This window comes from Lentzea chajnantorensis (assembly GCF_054300775.1).
This window is the reverse complement of sequence record NZ_JBSDZT010000002.1, coordinates 4,776,425-4,791,767: the sequence shown is the minus strand read 5'-3', so window position 1 is coordinate 4,791,767 and position 15,343 is coordinate 4,776,425. Positions and strand designations below refer to the sequence as shown.

Annotated in this window: 18 protein-coding genes and 1 pseudogene; 9 read left to right on the top strand and 10 right to left on the bottom strand. The window is 71.8% G+C overall.

The annotated features are described in order from the left end of the window. Window positions 1-7 precede the first annotated feature (7 nt). From ACVDFE_RS23895 to ACVDFE_RS23875, 5 genes are read right to left on the bottom strand one after another with little or no spacing between them, the layout of a single operon-like run. The gene (locus ACVDFE_RS23895; protein ID WP_458431913.1) at window positions 8-493 is read right to left on the bottom strand and encodes an Imm1 family immunity protein; all 486 of its coding nucleotides are present in this window, start codon (window positions 491-493) and stop codon (window positions 8-10) included. Then, window positions 490-627 carry a DddA-like double-stranded DNA deaminase toxin gene (locus ACVDFE_RS23890; protein ID WP_458431912.1) on the bottom strand — a complete coding sequence of 46 codons (138 nt, stop codon included), beginning with the start codon at window positions 625-627 and terminating at the stop codon, window positions 490-492. The genes ACVDFE_RS23895 and ACVDFE_RS23890 overlap by 4 nt, the downstream gene beginning before the upstream one ends. A gap of 11 nt (window positions 628-638) precedes the next feature. Next, entirely contained in the window at window positions 639-1,178 is a 540-nt protein-coding gene (locus tag ACVDFE_RS23885; protein WP_458431911.1) for a hypothetical protein, read from the bottom strand. A 44-nt stretch (window positions 1,179-1,222) separates the two neighbouring features. Further along, window positions 1,223-2,086: an SDR family oxidoreductase gene (locus ACVDFE_RS23880; protein WP_458431910.1), complete on the bottom strand. Its 864-nt coding sequence runs from the start codon at window positions 2,084-2,086 to the stop codon at window positions 1,223-1,225. Then, on the bottom strand, window positions 2,083-2,844 hold the full coding sequence (locus tag ACVDFE_RS23875) for an SDR family oxidoreductase (protein ID WP_458431909.1): 762 nt from the start codon (window positions 2,842-2,844) through the stop codon (window positions 2,083-2,085). Before ACVDFE_RS23875 ends, ACVDFE_RS23880 begins: the two co-directional genes overlap by 4 nt. A gap of 70 nt (window positions 2,845-2,914) precedes the next feature. Here ACVDFE_RS23875 and ACVDFE_RS23870 point away from each other — a divergent pair, with 70 nt between their 5' ends. The 4 genes from ACVDFE_RS23870 to ACVDFE_RS23855 are packed head-to-tail and all read left to right on the top strand — an operon-like array spanning window position 2,915 to window position 6,210. After that, a complete protein-coding gene (locus ACVDFE_RS23870; protein WP_458431908.1) occupies window positions 2,915-3,682 on the top strand; it encodes an enoyl-CoA hydratase family protein in 768 nt (255 codons plus the stop codon). Next, a complete protein-coding gene (locus ACVDFE_RS23865; RefSeq protein WP_458431907.1) occupies window positions 3,657-4,454 on the top strand; it encodes a CoA transferase subunit A in 798 nt (265 codons plus the stop codon). Before ACVDFE_RS23870 ends, ACVDFE_RS23865 begins: the two co-directional genes overlap by 26 nt. Then, complete coding sequence (locus ACVDFE_RS23860) at window positions 4,451-5,161, top strand: CoA-transferase subunit beta (protein WP_458431906.1); 711 nt, start codon at window positions 4,451-4,453, stop codon at window positions 5,159-5,161. Before ACVDFE_RS23865 ends, ACVDFE_RS23860 begins: the two co-directional genes overlap by 4 nt. Further along, the gene (locus ACVDFE_RS23855) at window positions 5,158-6,210 is read left to right on the top strand and encodes an NAD(P)H-dependent flavin oxidoreductase (protein WP_458431905.1); all 1,053 of its coding nucleotides are present in this window, start codon (window positions 5,158-5,160) and stop codon (window positions 6,208-6,210) included. Before ACVDFE_RS23860 ends, ACVDFE_RS23855 begins: the two co-directional genes overlap by 4 nt. Here the strand turns inward: ACVDFE_RS23855 and ACVDFE_RS23850 are convergent. The 4 genes and pseudogenes from ACVDFE_RS23850 to ACVDFE_RS23835 all read right to left on the bottom strand — a co-directional run bounded on the left by ACVDFE_RS23850 (window position 6,191) and on the right by ACVDFE_RS23835 (window position 9,772). Next, complete coding sequence (locus ACVDFE_RS23850; protein WP_458431904.1) at window positions 6,191-7,324, bottom strand: acetyl-CoA C-acetyltransferase; 1,134 nt, start codon at window positions 7,322-7,324, stop codon at window positions 6,191-6,193. The genes ACVDFE_RS23855 and ACVDFE_RS23850 overlap by 20 nt on opposite strands. Before the next feature lie 12 nt (window positions 7,325-7,336). Beyond that, the gene (locus ACVDFE_RS23845; protein WP_360389064.1) at window positions 7,337-7,930 is read right to left on the bottom strand and encodes a TetR/AcrR family transcriptional regulator; all 594 of its coding nucleotides are present in this window, start codon (window positions 7,928-7,930) and stop codon (window positions 7,337-7,339) included. A 14-nt stretch (window positions 7,931-7,944) separates the two neighbouring features. Continuing rightward, window positions 7,945-8,688 carry an SDR family oxidoreductase gene (locus tag ACVDFE_RS23840; RefSeq protein ID WP_360389067.1) on the bottom strand — a complete coding sequence of 248 codons (744 nt, stop codon included), beginning with the start codon at window positions 8,686-8,688 and terminating at the stop codon, window positions 7,945-7,947. After that, window positions 8,685-9,772: pseudogene (locus ACVDFE_RS23835) on the bottom strand (acyl-CoA dehydrogenase family protein). The gene ACVDFE_RS23840 and the pseudogene ACVDFE_RS23835 overlap by 4 nt, the downstream one beginning before the upstream one ends. A gap of 42 nt (window positions 9,773-9,814) precedes the next feature. Between ACVDFE_RS23835 and ACVDFE_RS23830 the strand changes: the two are divergent. Genes ACVDFE_RS23830 through ACVDFE_RS23810 form a run of 5 tightly spaced genes read left to right on the top strand, consistent with a single transcriptional unit; the run spans window position 9,815 to window position 15,063 of the window. Next, window positions 9,815-11,281 carry a FadD3 family acyl-CoA ligase gene (locus tag ACVDFE_RS23830; protein ID WP_458431903.1) on the top strand — a complete coding sequence of 489 codons (1,467 nt, stop codon included), beginning with the start codon at window positions 9,815-9,817 and terminating at the stop codon, window positions 11,279-11,281. After that, window positions 11,278-12,108 (top strand): enoyl-CoA hydratase, encoded by an 831-nt coding sequence (locus ACVDFE_RS23825; protein WP_458431902.1) that lies wholly within the window; start codon window positions 11,278-11,280, stop codon window positions 12,106-12,108. Before ACVDFE_RS23830 ends, ACVDFE_RS23825 begins: the two co-directional genes overlap by 4 nt. Continuing rightward, window positions 12,108-13,199 carry an acyl-CoA dehydrogenase family protein gene (locus tag ACVDFE_RS23820; protein WP_458431901.1) on the top strand — a complete coding sequence of 364 codons (1,092 nt, stop codon included), beginning with the start codon at window positions 12,108-12,110 and terminating at the stop codon, window positions 13,197-13,199. Before ACVDFE_RS23825 ends, ACVDFE_RS23820 begins: the two co-directional genes overlap by 1 nt. Beyond that, complete coding sequence (locus tag ACVDFE_RS23815) at window positions 13,196-13,996, top strand: acyl-CoA dehydrogenase family protein (RefSeq protein WP_458431900.1); 801 nt, start codon at window positions 13,196-13,198, stop codon at window positions 13,994-13,996. The genes ACVDFE_RS23820 and ACVDFE_RS23815 overlap by 4 nt, the downstream gene beginning before the upstream one ends. Next, the gene (locus tag ACVDFE_RS23810) at window positions 13,993-15,063 is read left to right on the top strand and encodes an acyl-CoA dehydrogenase family protein (RefSeq protein ID WP_458431899.1); all 1,071 of its coding nucleotides are present in this window, start codon (window positions 13,993-13,995) and stop codon (window positions 15,061-15,063) included. The genes ACVDFE_RS23815 and ACVDFE_RS23810 overlap by 4 nt, the downstream gene beginning before the upstream one ends. On the opposite strand, the gene ACVDFE_RS23805 is transcribed toward ACVDFE_RS23810, so the two are convergent. After that, entirely contained in the window at window positions 14,945-15,337 is a 393-nt protein-coding gene (locus tag ACVDFE_RS23805; protein WP_360389086.1) for a helix-turn-helix domain-containing protein, read from the bottom strand. The two genes, ACVDFE_RS23810 and ACVDFE_RS23805, sit on opposite strands and share 119 nt — an antisense overlap. Between the last annotated feature and the right edge of the window lie 6 nt (window positions 15,338-15,343).

Here is a 15,343-nt window from a genome sequence, read left to right as displayed (position 1 = left end):
CCGCCGGTCAGGAGACCTGGGTCTCCTGCCACTCCACGCACGTCGGGCGCTCGCCGGTCTGGCGGAACTCCTCCAGGGCGGCGAGCAGGTGCGGGACGGGCAGGGCCGCGTCGGTCGGGAACGGCGTCTTGGTGTCGGTGTCGACGTAGAGCGTCGGGGCGCCGGGAACGGGCGCTTCGGCGCGGGTCGCGTACACGCCGGTGGAGGTGTCGCCATCGACGGGTGGCACCCAGGACTCGGGCCCCAGGAACAGCAGGGCGCCCACCTGTTCCAGCGGTGCGACGGCCAGCTTGATCAGGGTGTCCGGCTCGTCGTGCGGACCGACCACGGGGCGTTCACGGGCGACGATCTGCGCCGGGTGCGGCTGCGGGTGGTTCAGGACGTGGGTCAGCACGTCCTCCAGCTCAGCGCTGGAGGTGATCGTGACCGGGGTGTTCCCCTGACCGCTGCGGTCGTCCTCGCGGTAGTACCAGACGTCAAGCGTGTAGCTCACCGAGTGCCCCTCCCGTGGAACGTGTACGACCTTACCGGATCATGGACGACCAGCGTTTGACCTGGCAGCAGCACGTGCGGCAGCAGTTCGAAGCAGGACAGGCGGCCTTCGCACAGCCGGTTGTTGACGACCACTTCCGCAGCTTTCACACCAGACGCGCGCGCATGCGCCAGCCCACCTTCATCTCGACGTGCTGCGCCACGGTGGGGAACGTCCGGGGCCGGACTCGGCCTATCGCCACCAGGTGCCGTGCGATCTCCCGGTCCTCACCGTTGGTTTCACCTCCGCTCTGGACCAGATCGCTGTGGCCGTCCTCATCCCGGTAGACACCGCTCGTGACATGGGCAGGCAGCTGGGTGCGCTGCCGACCGGCCCACGTGGCCGGCTGGGCTGACTCCGCCGTAGCGGGAGCGCGGCCGGAAAAGCTCCGATGGAGCCGGTCGACCGCCTGACAGGCAGCCGCGAGGACCCGGGCCAGCTGCCCGGTGGCCGCGACGACCTCGGTCCAGCACCGCACGACCTGGTCGGCCTCTCCTTCGAGGTGTCCTGCTCCGCGCGTGGCTGCCGCGACCAGGTCCACGGCCTCCTGCGCCGCCTTGCCGGCCTCGCGCACAGCGGCGATCACCTTCCGCGCCACGTCAGCCACCTGTGCCAGCTCGGCGGCGACCTCCTCGAACGACGCCACGCACCATGGTGGCACCGATCAACGGCCCCCGCTGGTCGTCGACCTCACCGAGCGCCGTACACCGGCACCGGCCGGTGGCCGGCCACCAGGTCGCGCACCACCGGCCCGAACTCCTCCGGCGCCCACCGCTCCCCCTTGTCTGCCTCCCGCCCCCGCTGCCACCCGTCGACCAGGCAGATCCGCCCGCCGTCGACCTCGAACATCTTCCCGGTGACGTCACCGGACTCCGCGCTGCCCAGCCACACCACCAGCGGTGACACGTTCTCCGGTGCCATCGCGTCGAAGCCGTGGTCCGGCGCCGCCATCGTGTCGAACACGTGCTCGGTCATGCGGGTGCGGGCGGCGGGGGCGATCGAGTTCACCGTGACCCCGTAGCGGGCCAGTTCCGCCGCCGCCACCAGGGTCAGCGCCGCGATGCCCGCCTTGGCGGCCGAGTAGTTCGCTTGGCCGACGCTGCCGAACAGGCCCGCGCCCGAGGACGTGTTGATCACCCGGCCGGACACCGTGCCGCCGTCCTTCGCCACGGCGCGCCAGTGCGCCGCCGCGTGGTGCAGGGGTGCGAAGTGGCCCTTGAGGTGCACGCGGACAACCTCGTCCCACTCGTCCTCGGCGCAGCTCACGATCATGCGGTCGCGCACGACGCCCGCGTTGTTCACGAGCACGTCCACGCCGCCGAACGCGTCCACAGCCGCCTCGACCACCCGGCGAGCGCCCGCCCAGGTGCCCACGTCGTCGGTGTTCACCACCGCCCGCGGACCGATCTGAGCCGCCACCTCGCCGGCCACCTCAGCCGACAGGTCGTTCACCACGACCCGCGCACCGGCTTCGGCGAACGCCAAGGCGTGCGCGCGGCCGATGCCGCGGCCCGCACCCGTGACGACCACGACCCGGTCCTCGCACAACGTCATGACGAACCCCCGTCGGTCTGGGCGGCGGCCAGGAAGGCGGGCACCTCTCCCCCGCCGTGCACCGGCAGGGTCGCGCCCGTGACGTAAGAAGCAAGCGGTGAAGCGAGGAACACGGCACACGCGCCGACCTCGTCCGGTGACGCGAGACGGCCCAACGGCACGGTGCGCGCGACCGCCGCGATACCGGCTTCATCGCCATAGTGCAGGTGGGACTGTTCGGTGCGTACGAGACCCACGGCCAGAGCGTTCACGCGGACCCGTGGCGCCCATTCGACGGCAAGCGAGGCGGTCAGGTTCTCCAGACCGGCCTTGGCGGCACCGTAAGCCGCGGTGCCGGGAGAGGGACGGCGGCCGCTGATGCTGCTGACCATCACGATCGAGCCGCCACCCTCCTGGTCGCGCATCACGGCGTACGCGGCCTGCGACACCAGCAGCGGCGCCAGGAGGTTCAGCTCGACGACCTTCTGGTGGAACCGCGGCGAGGCCTGGTCCGCGAGGGCGAACGGCGCACCGCCCGCGTTGTTCACCACCGCGTCCAGCCGGCCGTGCCGCGCGACGATCGAGGACACCAGCGCGGCGACCTGGTCTGCGTCCCGGACGTCGCACGGGACAAAAGACGCGCCCGGTACCTCGGCGGGACGGCGGGCGCAGGTCACCACCACGGCACCGGCCGCCAGGAACGCGCGGGTGATGCCGGCGCCGACACCCCGCACGCCGCCCGTCACCAGGACCACTGATCCGTCGAGGTCGAGTTCCACTCCGCACCTACCCCGGTTGCTCCGGCGCTGCTAAGTTACCAAGCAATCGCTTGGTTTGGAAGGCGGCGCGATGGGGATCTCCAGCAGCCACACCGAAAGCGGCGTCGTCGAAGTGACCATCGACTTCCCCCCGGTCAACGCACTGCCGGCGCGCGGGTGGTTCGAGCTGGCCGAGACGATCACGTCCGCGGGCGAGGACGAGGACGCGCGGGTGGTGGTCCTGCGGGCCGAGAACCGCGGGTTCTGCGCCGGGGTCGACCTCAAGGAGATGCAGCGGACGCCGGGGTACGACGCGCTGGTCGCGGCGAACCGGGGCTGCGCCAAGGCGTTCGGGGCGGTGTACGAGTGCGCGGTGCCGGTCATCGCGGCGGTGCACGGGTTCTGCCTCGGCGGCGGGGTCGGGCTGGTGGGCAACGCGGACGTCGTCATCGCCTCCGACGACGCCTACTTCGGCCTGCCCGAGGTCGACCGGGGTGCGCTCGGTGCGGCGACGCACCTGGCCCGGCTCGTGCCGCAGCACCTCATGCGCGCGCTCTACTACACGGCGTCCAACGTCACCGCCGCCCAGCTGCACCACCACGGCAGCGTGTACCGGGTGGTACCCGGAGACGCACTCGGCGGCGCCGCTCGCGAGCTGGCGCGGGAGATCGCGCGGAAGGACACCGCGGTGATCCGCAGGGCCAAGGAGGCGATCAACGGCATCGACCCGCAGCGGGTGCACACGAGCTACCGCTTCGAGCAGGGCTTCACCTTCGAGCTGAACCTCACCGGCGCGTCCGACCGCGCCCGGCAGGCCTTCGTGGACGGGAACCATGCGCGACAAGCGAATGACGGCTGACGAGGTCGTCGGCGGGATCGAGGACGGGATGACCGTCGGCATCGGCGGCTGGGGCTCGCGGCGCAAACCGATGGCCCTGGTCAAGGCGCTCCTCACAACACCGGCCAAGGACCTGACGATCGTCTCCTACGGCGGCCCGGACGTCGGTCTGCTGTGCGCGGCCGGCAAGGTCCGCAAACTGGTCTACGGGTTCGTCTCGCTCGACACCATCGCCTACGACCCGTGGTTCAAACGGGCGCGCGAGACCGGTGCGATCGCGGTGCTGGAGCTGGACGAGGGCATGTTCCAGGTCGGGCTCAAGGCGGCAGCGCACCGGTTGCCGTTCCTGCCGATCCGCGCCGGGCTGGGGTCGGACGTGCTCAGGTGCGCGCCCGAGATCCGCACGGTCCGCTCCCCCTACGACGACGGCGAGGAGCTCGTCGCCATGCCCGCCATCAAGCTGGACGTGGCGCTCGTGCACCTCAACCGCGCGGACCGGCACGGCAACGCCCAGTACCTCGGGCCGGACCCGTACTTCGACGACCTGTTCTGCCTGGCCGCCGACCGCCGGTACGTCTCGTGCGAGCGGATCGTCGAGCGGTTCGACGGAGCACCGCAGACCCTGCTGCTCAACCGGATGATGGTCGACGGCGTCGTCGAGGCACCGGGCGGCGCGGGGTTCACGAGCTGCGTGCCCGACTACCCCCGTGACGAGGCCGCGCAACGCGAGTACGCCGCCGCAGCGGCCGATCCGCAGCAGTGGCCGGACTTCTACCGGAGGTTCCTGGGATGAGCGACGTCACGCGTGCCGAGGTCTGCGTCGTGGCCTGCGCCGACCTGTTCGCCGGTGCCGGGGAGGTGCTCGCCAGCCCGATGGGCCTCATCCCTTCGCTCGGTGCCCGCCTCGCGCGGCTCACCACCGAACCGGACCTGCTGCTGAGCGACGGGGAGGCGTTCCTGCTCACACCGAAGTCCACTGTGGAGGGATGGCTGCCGTACCGGAAGGTGTTCGACGTCGTCGCGCACGGCCGCCGGCACGTCGTGATGGGCGCGAACCAGGTCGACCGGTTCGGCAACCAGAACATCTCCGCGATCGGCGACCACGCCAGGCCCACGCGGCAGCTGCTCGGGTTCCGCGGCGCACCCGGCAACACGATCAACCACCGCACCAGCTACTGGGTGCCCAAGCACAGCACCCGGGTGTTCGTCGACAAGGTCGACGTGGTCTCCGGCGTGGGCTACGACCGCGCGGTCGGCCCGTTCCACGACGTCCACCGGGTGGTCACGAACCTCGCCGTGCTCGACTTCGCCACCCCGGACCGCTCGATGCGGCTGGTCTCCGTGCACCCCGGCGCCTCCGTGGACGAGGTGCAGCAGCAGACGTCGTTCCCGCTCACCGCCGGCGACGTCACCGCGACCCGCCTGCCCACCGGCGAGGAGCTGGAGCTGATCCGCACCCGGCTCGACCCGGACGCCGAGCGGGAGAGGGAGGTCCGGTGAAGACCGCGCTGACCGAGCTCGTCGGTGTGCGCCACCCGGTCGTGCAGACCGGGATGGGCTGGGTCGCCGGACCGCGGCTGGTGTCCGCCACGGCCGAAGCGGGCGGCCTCGGCATCCTCGCCTCGGCGACCATGACGTGCACCGAGCTCGAAGCCGCCATCAAGGAGACCCGCGCCCGCACCGCGCAACCGTTCGGCGTCAACCTCCGCGCCGACGCGCACGACGCGGGCGAACGCGTCGACCTGCTGATCCGCGAACGGGTGAGGGTCGCCTCCTTCGCGCTCGCCCCGAAACCCGACATGATCGCCAAGCTCGCCGACGCCGGCACGGTCGTCATCCCGTCGGTCGGCGCGGCCCGGCACGCCGAGAAGGTCGCGCGGTGGGGTGCGCACGCCGTGGTCGTGCAGGGCGGGGAGGGCGGCGGGCACACCGGCGGCGTCGCCACGACGTTGCTTCTGCCCAGCGTCCTGGACGCCGTCGACATCCCGGTGGTCGCCGCCGGTGGCTTCTTCGACGGCCGGGGCCTCGCCGCCGCCCTCGCGTACGGCGCGGCGGGCATCGCCATGGGCACCCGGTTCCTGCTCACGCGGGAAAGCACCGTGCCGGACGCCGTCAAGCAGGCCTACCTGCACCGGGACCTGGGCGGCACGGTCGTCACCACCCGCGTCGACGGCCTGCCCCACCGCGTCCTGCGCACCGACCTCGTCGACCACCTCGAACGGTCCGGCCGCGTCAGCAGCCTGGTCAGAGCGCTGACCAACGCGGCCAGGCTCCGCTCCCACACCGGCCTGTCCTGGCGCGCGATGCTCCGCGACGGCCTGGCGCTGAAGCACGGCAGGGACCTCACCTGGTCCCAGGTCGTCATGGCCGCGAACACGCCGATGCTGCTGCGCGCCGGTCTCGTCGAGGGCCGGACCGGCGCGGGCGTGCTCGCGGCCGGTCAGGTCGTCGGGCTGCTCGACGACCTGCCGACCTGCGCCGAGCTGATCTCCGGCATCGTCACCGACGCCGAGGAGATCATCGGCAACCTCACCCGAGTCGTTCGATGATCGTCACGTTCGCCTGACCGCCGCCCTCGCACATCGTCTGCAACCCGAACCGGCCGCCGGTGCGCTCCAGCTCGTGCAGCAACGTCGTGAACAGCTTCGTGCCGGTCGCGCCGATCGGGTGGCCCAGCGCGAGCGCTCCCCCGTTGACGTTGACCTTCGCCAGGTCGACGCCCAGCTCCTTGGCCCATGCCAGCGGCACCGACGCGAACGCCTCGTTGACCTCGAACAGGTCGATGTCCGCAATGGACATGCCGGTCCGTTCCAGCGCGTACCTCGTCGCCCTGATCGGCGCGGTCAGCATGTAGATCGGGTCGGACCCGCGCGCCGACAGGTGGTGCATCCGTGCCCGCGGGGTCAACCGGCGTTCGCGCACGGCCCGTTCCGACGCCACCAGCACCGCCGAGGCACCGTCGGAGATCTGGCTCGACAACGCCGCCGTCGTCCGCCCGTCGGGCCGCAGCGGCTCGAGCGCCGCCATCTTCTCCACGCTCGTGTCCGGTCGCGGGCACTCGTCGTGCACCACCCCGTCGACCGGTGCGATCTCCCGGTCGAACCGGCCCTCCTTGATCGCCGTCAACGCCCGCAGGTGGCTCCGCAGCGCGAACTCCTCCATCTCCCGGCGCGACAGGTCCCACCGCACCGCGATCAGGTCGGCCGAGCGGAACTGGTTGACCTCCTCGTCGCCGTAGCGGTGCTGCCAGCCCTGGCAGCCGGCGTGCGGGTTGACCGTCATGGCCGACCCGATCGGCACCTGCGACATGTTCTGCACGCCGCCCGCGACCACGAAGTCGGCCGTCCCGCTCATCACCGCCTGCGCCGCGAAGTGCACGGCCTGCTGGCTGGAACCGCACTGCCGGTCGACCGTCACCCCCGGCACCTGCTCGGGGAACCCGGCCGCGAGCCACGCCGTGCGCGCGATGTCCCCCGCCTGCGGCCCGACCGTGTCGACGCAGCCGAACACCACGTCGTCCACGTCGGTCGGGTCGACGTCGACCCGGTTGAGCAGCGCGGTGATCACGTGCGCGCCGAGATCGGCCGGGTGCACGTGGCTCAGCACGCCGCCGCGCCGTCCCGCCGGGGTCCGCACAGCTTCGATGATGTACGCCTCGGCCACGAGGGCCCTCCTCTACGTCTTCGCCCTCCGGCGCCCTGTTGCAATTCCGTCGAGCAAGATCGCCAGGTACTCCTCGGCGACGGTCTCCGCGGACAGCTCGCCGTCGGGCCGGTACCAGCGCACGGCCACCCACACGGTGTCGCGGATGAAGCGGTAGGCCAGGTCCACGTCGAGGTCGGCGCGGAACACCCCGGCCCGGATGCCGTCCTCCAGCAGCACGGTCCACAGCTTGCGGAACTCGACGCTGCGGTCGTCCACGTACGAGAACCGCTCCAGGCCGGCCAGGTGCTTCGACTCGTTCTGGTAGATCGCGACCTCGGCGTGCCGGGTGTCGATCGCCTCGAACGACGCCACGACCAGCGCCTTCAGCGTCTGCTTCGGCCCGAGTCCCGCGTCGACGACCTCGCGGTAGCGGGTGAACAGCTCGTCGAGGAACGACCGCAGGATCTCGTCCACCATCGACTCCTTCGAGTCGAAGTGGTGGTAGAGACTGCCGGACAGGATGCCCGCCGCGTCCGCGATGTCGCGCACCGTCGTCTGCCCGTACCCGCGTTCGGCGAACATCCTCGCCGCCAACGCGAGCAGCTCCTGGCGCCGCCCACTCATCGTTCGTTCCTCTCTCACGGGTGCTGACTGCTCACCGAGACGACCTCGCCCGTCAGGTAGGCCGAGTAGTCGCTCGCGAGGAACACGATCACATTCGCGACCTCCCACGGCTCGGCGGCGCGCCCGAACGCCTCCCTGGACGCGAGCTCCGTCAGCAACTCCTCACTGGTGACCTTGCTCAGGAACGGGTGCGCGGCCAAGCTCGGAGCGACCGCGTTCACCCGGATGCCGTGCTCGGCCACGTCCATCGCGGCGCACCGCGTCAACGCCATCACACCCGCTTTCGCTGCGGCGTAATGGGCTTGACCCCTCTGCGCCCGCCAGCCGATCACACTCGCGTTGTTGACGACGACACCGCTTCGTTGGGCGACCATTCGGCGCAACGCCGCCCTGGTGCAGCGGAAGGTGCCGTTGAGCGTCACGTCCAGCACGCGCGACCACTCGTCGTCGGTCATGTCCACGACCGACCTCTCGCCGCCGAGGCCGGCGTTGTTGACCATGACGTCGATCCGGCCGAACCGCTCGACGGTCTGGTCGACCAGCGCCCGCACCTGGTCCTCGTTCGTGACGTCGCACGGGACCGCGTGGTGGGCGCCGAGCGACTCGTGGGTTTCCCTGAGCCGGCGCTCGTGCCAGTCGCTGATCACGACGGTCGCGCCCTCTTCCAGGCACCGGCGCGCGGTGGCCGAGCCGATGCCCGTGCCGGCCGCCGCGGTGACCACGACGACCTTGCCCACGAGCAGGTCGTGGCCCTTCACCGGGGCAGTCCCAGCACGCGGTGGGCGATGATCTCGCGCTGGACCTCGTCGGAGCCGCCGTAGATCGTCTCCGCGCGGCTGAACAGGAACAGCGCCTGGTGCGGGTTGCCGTCGAGCATCGAGGCCGGGCCGAGGACGTCCATGGCGAGCTTCTCCGAGCCTCCTGTGCCAGCCGGACCAGAACAGCTTCAGCACCGACGCCTCGGGGCCGGGCTCGTCGCCGAGGGTCCGCAGCGTGTGCGAGCGCATGACGTGCAGGTCGACCCACGCCCTGGTGAGCCGGTCCTGCAGCACCGGCTCACCGGGTGCCTGCGCGATCAGCTCGTCCAGCTCGCGCCGGAACGCGACCTGGTGGCCGAGCATGGCGACACCGCGTTCGAACCCGAGGGTCGCCATCGCGATCTTCCAGCCCTCACCGGGTTCGCCGACGACGTTCTCCCCGGCGGTCACGGCGCCGTCGAAGAACACCTCGTTGAACTCCGAGGTGCCGGTGAGCTGGCGGATCGGGCGGACCTCTACGCCGGGCTGGTCCATCGGCACGAGCAGGTACGACAGGCCGTGGTGGCGCCGCGAGCCCGGTTCGGTCCGCGCGAGCACGAAGCACCAGTCGGCGACGTGCGCGAGCGAGGTCCAGACCTTCTGGCCGGTGACCACCCACCGGCCGTTCACGCAGCTCGGCCCTCGTCGCGACCGAGGCGAGGTCGGAGCCGGCGCCGGGTTCGGAGTAGCCCTGGCACCACAGCTCCTCCACCGCGCGGATCTTCGGCAGGAACCGCCGCTGCTGCTCCGGCGTGCCGAACGCGCACAGCGTCGGACCCAGCAGACCCTCGCCGACGACGTTCACCCGCGCCGGCGCGTTCGCCCGCGCGTACTCCTCGTGGAACACGACCTGTTCGTCGATCGTGCGCTCGCCGGGCCAGCTGAGCGCCGTCCACCCGTGGGCCGCCAGGTGCCGGTCCCACCGCAACCGCTGCTCGAACGCCTCGTGCTCACGACCCGGCCCGCCCAGACCGCGCAGGTCGGCGAACTCGCCGACGAGGTTGGCGGACAACCATTCCCGCACCTCGCGCCGGAAGTGCTCCATGCGCCATACTCTAACCTACCAAGCACTTGCTTTGGAGGCGCGATGGCGATCGATCCAAGCAGGCACACGGTTTCAGCGGTGCTCGACCGGGCGGCGGCACTGCACGGTAAAGCGGAAGCGTTGGTGGACGGGGAAGTCCGACTCACCTTCACCGAGCTTCGTTCGGCGGTTGACGTCGCAGCGCGCTCGCTCGCGGGGATGGGTGTGCGGCCGGGCGACCGGGTGGCGTTGTGCGCGCCGAACAGCCACCACTGGGTCGTGGCGGCGCTGGGGGCGTTGTGCGCGGGCGCGGCGCTGGTGCCGATCAACACCCGGTTCACCGCTGCCGAAACGCTGGACGTGCTGGTGCGCGGCAAAGTGCGCGCGTTCGTCGTCGAGGGGTCGTTCCTGGGGCGGGACCGGCTGGCCGAGCTGGAGGGGTCACGGCTGCCGGAGGTGGTGCGGCTGCCGTTCGAGTGGCCGGGCGCTGCGGTGGAGCTGCCTGCGATCGAGCCCGACCAGGTCTGCGACATCATGTTCACCTCGGGCACGACCGGGCGCAGCAAGGGCGCGATGAGCGCGCACCGGCAGTCGCTCGGGGTGGCGCAGGCGTGGGCGGACTGCGGGGCGTTGTCGGCGGTTGACCGGTACCTGGTCGTCAACCCCTTCTTCCACACCTTCGGGTACAAAGCCGGAATCCTCGCCTGCCTGCTGACGGGTGCGACGATCGTGCCGCAGCCGGTGTTCGACGTCGTCGAGACGATGCGGCTGGTCGAACGGGAGCGGATCACCGTGCTGCCGGGGGCTCCGACGATCTTCCAGTCGGTGCTCGACCACCCCGAGCGGTCGTCGTTCGACCTGTCGTCGCTGCGGCTCGCCGTGACCGGGGCCGCGGTGGTACCCGTGGTGCTGGTCGAACGGATGCGGGAGCTGTTCGAGACCGTGCTGACGGCCTACGGGCTGACCGAGGCCGTGGTGGCGACGATGTGCCGGCCGGACGACTCGCCACAGACCGTGGCGACCACGTGCGGGGCGCCGGTGGCCGGGTTCGAACTGCGGCTGGGCGAGCGGGACGAGGTGCTGCTGCGCGGGCCGAACGTGATGCTCGGGTACCTGGACGACGAGGAGGCGACGGCGCTGGCGGTCGACGCCGGCGGCTGGCTGCACACCGGCGACGTGGGGCGCGTCGACTCGCGCGGGTACCTGTCGATCACGGACCGGCTGAAGGACATGTACATCTGCGGCGGGTTCAACGTCTACCCGGCCGAGGTCGAGCAGGCGCTGGCCCGGTTGCCGGGGGTGGCCGAGTCGGCGGTCGTGGGCATGCCCGACGGGCGGCTCGGCGAGGTCGGGAAGGCGTTCGTGGTGACCGCACCCGGCCGGTCGCTCACCGAGCCGGCGGTGGTCGAGCACTGCCGGTCGCTGCTCGCGAACTACAAGGTGCCGCGTGCGGTCGAGTTCGTGCCCGCACTCCCCCGCAACGCCGGCGGCAAGGTCCTGAAGAGCCTACTGCGCAAGGAGAACGCGTGACTGTCTCGTACGAGCGGCGGGGCGCGGTCGCCGTCGTGACCATGAACCGGCCGGAGTACCGCAACGCGCAGAACTCGGCGATGACCTACGCGTTGGACGAGGCCTTCACGCGCGCGGTGGACGACGCCGAGGTCAAGGTCATCGTGCTGGCCGGTGCCGGTGACCACTTCTCCGCGGGCCACGACATCGGCTCGCCCGGCCGGGACGTGGACCGGTCGTTCGAGCGACGCGCGGTGATGTGGTGGGACCACGTCGGCCGTCCCGGCGGTGACCTCAGGTACGCGCGGGAGATGGAGGTCTACCTGGGCATGTGCCGGCGGTGGCGGGAGATCCCGAAGCCGATGATCGCGATGGTGCAGGGGGCGTGCGTCGCGGGCGGGCTGATGCTGGCGTGGGTGTGCGACCTGGTCGTGGCCGCCGAGGACGCGTTCTTCGCCGACCCGGTGGTGCGGATGGGAATTCCCGGCGTCGAGTACTTCGCGCACCCGTGGGTGCTGGGGCCGCGGGCGGCGAAGGAGGTGCTGTTCACGGGTGACCGCTTCTCCGCCGCACGCGCCTACGAGTGGGGCATGGTGTCACGGGTCGTGCCGCGCGCGGAGCTGGAAGAAGCGGCTTTCGCGTTGGCCGGGCGGATCTCGGCGATGCCGCAGTTCGGCCTGGCGCTCGCGAAACGGGCGGTGAACCAGTCGGAGGACCTGATGGGGATGCGCGCCGGCATGGACTCGGTGTTCGGGCTGCACCACTTCGCGCACGCGCACAACGCCGAGGTCGGCGCGGACGCCCTGGCGGGGATGGACGCGCGGTCGATGAAGGAAGCGTCGGGCTGATGGACCTCGACCTGGACGACGCGACGACCGAGTTCCGCGACGAGGTGCGGTCGTGGTTGCGCTCGCACGTCCGGCCGTTGTCCTCCATGGACACCGCGGCCGGGTTCGAGGAGCACCGGACGTGGGAACGGGAGCTGGCCGCCGAGCGGTTGTCGGTGGTGTCGTGGCCGGCGGAGCTCGGCGGCCGGGACGCGTCGCTGCTGCAGTGGCTGGTGTTCGAGGAGGAGTACCACGCCGCGGGCGCGCCGGGCCGGGTGTCGCAGAACGGGATCTTCCTGCTGGCGCCGACGCTGTTCGCGTTCGGCACCGACGAGCAGCGCGAGCGGCTGCTGCCCGCGATGGCCCGCGCGGACGAGGTGTGGGCGCAGGCGTGGTCGGAACCGGAGTCCGGCAGCGACCTGGCGTCGTTGCGCAGCACGGCGGTGCGTTGTGACGGCGGCTGGTCGGTGCGCGGGCAGAAGACGTGGAGCTCGCGGGCGGCGTTCGCGGACCGGGCGTTCGGCCTGTTCCGCACCGGTCCCGAGGGCCGTCATCGCGGGCTGACGTACCTGATGTTCTCGTTGCGCGCGCCCGGGGTCACCGTGCGGCCGATCCGGCAGCTCGGCGGGGAGCCGGGGTTCGCGGAGGTCTTCCTGGACGACGTGTTCGTGCCCGACGAGGACGTGATCGGCGAGCCCGGCGACGGGTGGCGGGTCGCGATGAACACGGCGAGCAGCGAACGCGGGCTGACGTTGCGCAGTCCGGGGCGGTTCGTCGCGGCGGCGGCGCGGTTGGTCCAGCTGTACCGGGAACGGCCGGACCCGGCGGTGCGCGACCGGGTGGTGGACGCGTGGATCGGGGCGCAGGCGTACCGGCTGCACACGTTCGGCGCGGTGGAGGCCCCGCCGTCCGGGCCGCAGGTGAGCGTGACGAAGGTGTTCTGGTCGGAGATGGACGTCGCGATCCACGAGACGGCGCTGGACCTGCTCGGCGAGGTGGCGCCGGACTGGCGGGACGGGTGGGTGTTCTCGTTGTCGGGCCCGATCTACGCGGGCACCAACGAGGTCCAGCGCAACGTGGTCGCCGAACGGATCTTGGGGCTGCCGCGATGAGGTTCGCGCTCTCGGCCGAGCAGGCCGACTTCGGGGCGGTGCTGCACGGGTTCCTGGCGCAGGGCCGGCGGGACCTCGCGGCGGTGGGGGTCGGGGACGTCTCGGACCCGGTGGACCTGGTGGTGGTGTTCGAGGAGCTGGGGCACCACGCGGTGGACGGGCCGGTGGTGGAGACGTACGCGGTGGGACCGGCGCTCGGGATCGGTGGTTCGGTGGCGTTCCCGCCGCACGTGCCGCACGCCGTCGAGGCGGACCGGTACCACCTGGTCGAGGGCACCACCCTGCGCGAGGCCACGCCGGTGACCACCCGTGCGTCCGTGGACCCGGCGCGGACGCTCGTCGAGGTGGCGGCCGGTCCGGTGGTCGCCACCGACGTCCCCGCCGCCCGTGCGTTCGACCTCGGTGTCCTGGCGTGCTCGGCGCAGCTGCTGGGCCTGGGCCGTGCGATGCTCGAGCTCACGACCGCGCACGCCAAGACCCGCGTCCAGTTCGGCAGGCCGATCGGGTCGTTCCAGGCGGTCAAGCACCACCTCGCGGACGTCCTCATCGGACTGGAGCTGGCCCGGCCGCTGGTGTTCGGCGCGGCGGTCACGATGGCCCCGCGGGACGTGTCGGCCGCCAAGGTCGCCACCTCCGAGGCGGCCTGGCGGGCGGCACGGACCGCGTTGCAGGTGCACGGCGCGATCGGCTACACCGCCGAGTACGAGCTGAGCCGGTTCCTGATGCGGACCCGGGCCCTGCGCACCGCGTGGGGCAGCCTGTCGTTCCACCGGAACCGCGTGCTGGAGGCGTTGTGACACCGGAACAGGTCGCGTTGCGGGACTCCGTGCGCGCGTTGCTGGCCAAGCACTCCGACGTGCGTTCGGCGATCGAGGAACCGGCCGGGTACGACACGGCGTTGTGGGCGAAGCTGTGCGGGGAGGTCGGCGTCGCGGGGCTCGCCGTGCCCGAGGAGTACGGCGGGGCCGGGGCGGGGCTCGCCGAGACGCACGTGGTGCTGGCGGAGCTCGGGCGCACGCTGACCCCGGCGCCGCTGCTGTCCTCGACGCTGGCGAGCCAGGCACTGCTGGCCACCGGCAACGCCAAGGCGTGCGCCCGGTTGCTGCCGCGCATCGCCGGCGGGGCGGTCGCGGCGCTCGTGTGGCCGTGGGAAGCGGAGATCCGCGACCTGACCGGGACGGCGAACCACGTCGTGGACGGTGACCTCGCCGAGGTGCTGCTGGTCGTCAACGGCACTTCGCTCTACGAGATCGATCCCTGCCAGCCGCGCGTGACCCGGCGGCACACCCCGGCGATGGACCCGACCCGGCGGCTCGCGGCCGTCCACCTCGCCGATGCCGAAGGCGCGCGGCTCGGGCCGTGGGACCCGCGTGTGCAGGACGTCGCGTACGCGGCGTTGGCCGCGGAGCAGGTCGGTGCGGCGCAACGGGCGCTGGAGCTCACCGTCGAGCACACCAGGACCCGCGTCCAGTTCGGCAAGCCGATCGGCTCGTTCCAGGCGCTCAAGCACCGGATGGCCGACCTGCACGTCCTCGTCGAGACCGCCCGGTCGGCGGCGGAGGCGGCGTCCGACGAGGTCTCGGCCGCGGTCGCGAAGGTCTACTGCTCGGAGGCGTTCCAGAAGGTCGCCGCCGAGATGATCCAGCTGCACGGCGGCATCGCGATCACCTGGGAGCACGACGCACACCTGTACTTCAAGCGGGCGCACGGCAGCGCTCAGCTGTTCGGCAGCCCGCAGCAGCACCTCACGCGCCTGGGCCGGCTTCGCGCAGCATCCGCTGGAACGCGGGGCACTCCGCGTGGCTGGGAGCGGGGCAGGCGGCGGCGTGGCGGAGCCGGTCGCGCATCACCGTCATCCGGGTGATCATCGCGTCCAGCTCGTCGGCCTTGCCCGACAGCATCGCCCGGTCGAGGTTCGACACGTCGCGGGCCAGCATCCGGGCGATCTCGTCGAGCGAGAACCCGACGTTGCGGCACACGGCGATCAGCGCGAGCTGCCCGAGCACCGACGCCGGGAACACGCGGGTCAGGCCGCGACGGCCGGTCGAGGCGATCAGGCCGCGCTCCTCGTAGTAGCGCAGGGTGGAGGCGGGCACGCCGGAGCGGCGCACCACCTCGCCGATGGCGATCTCGTCCACGACACT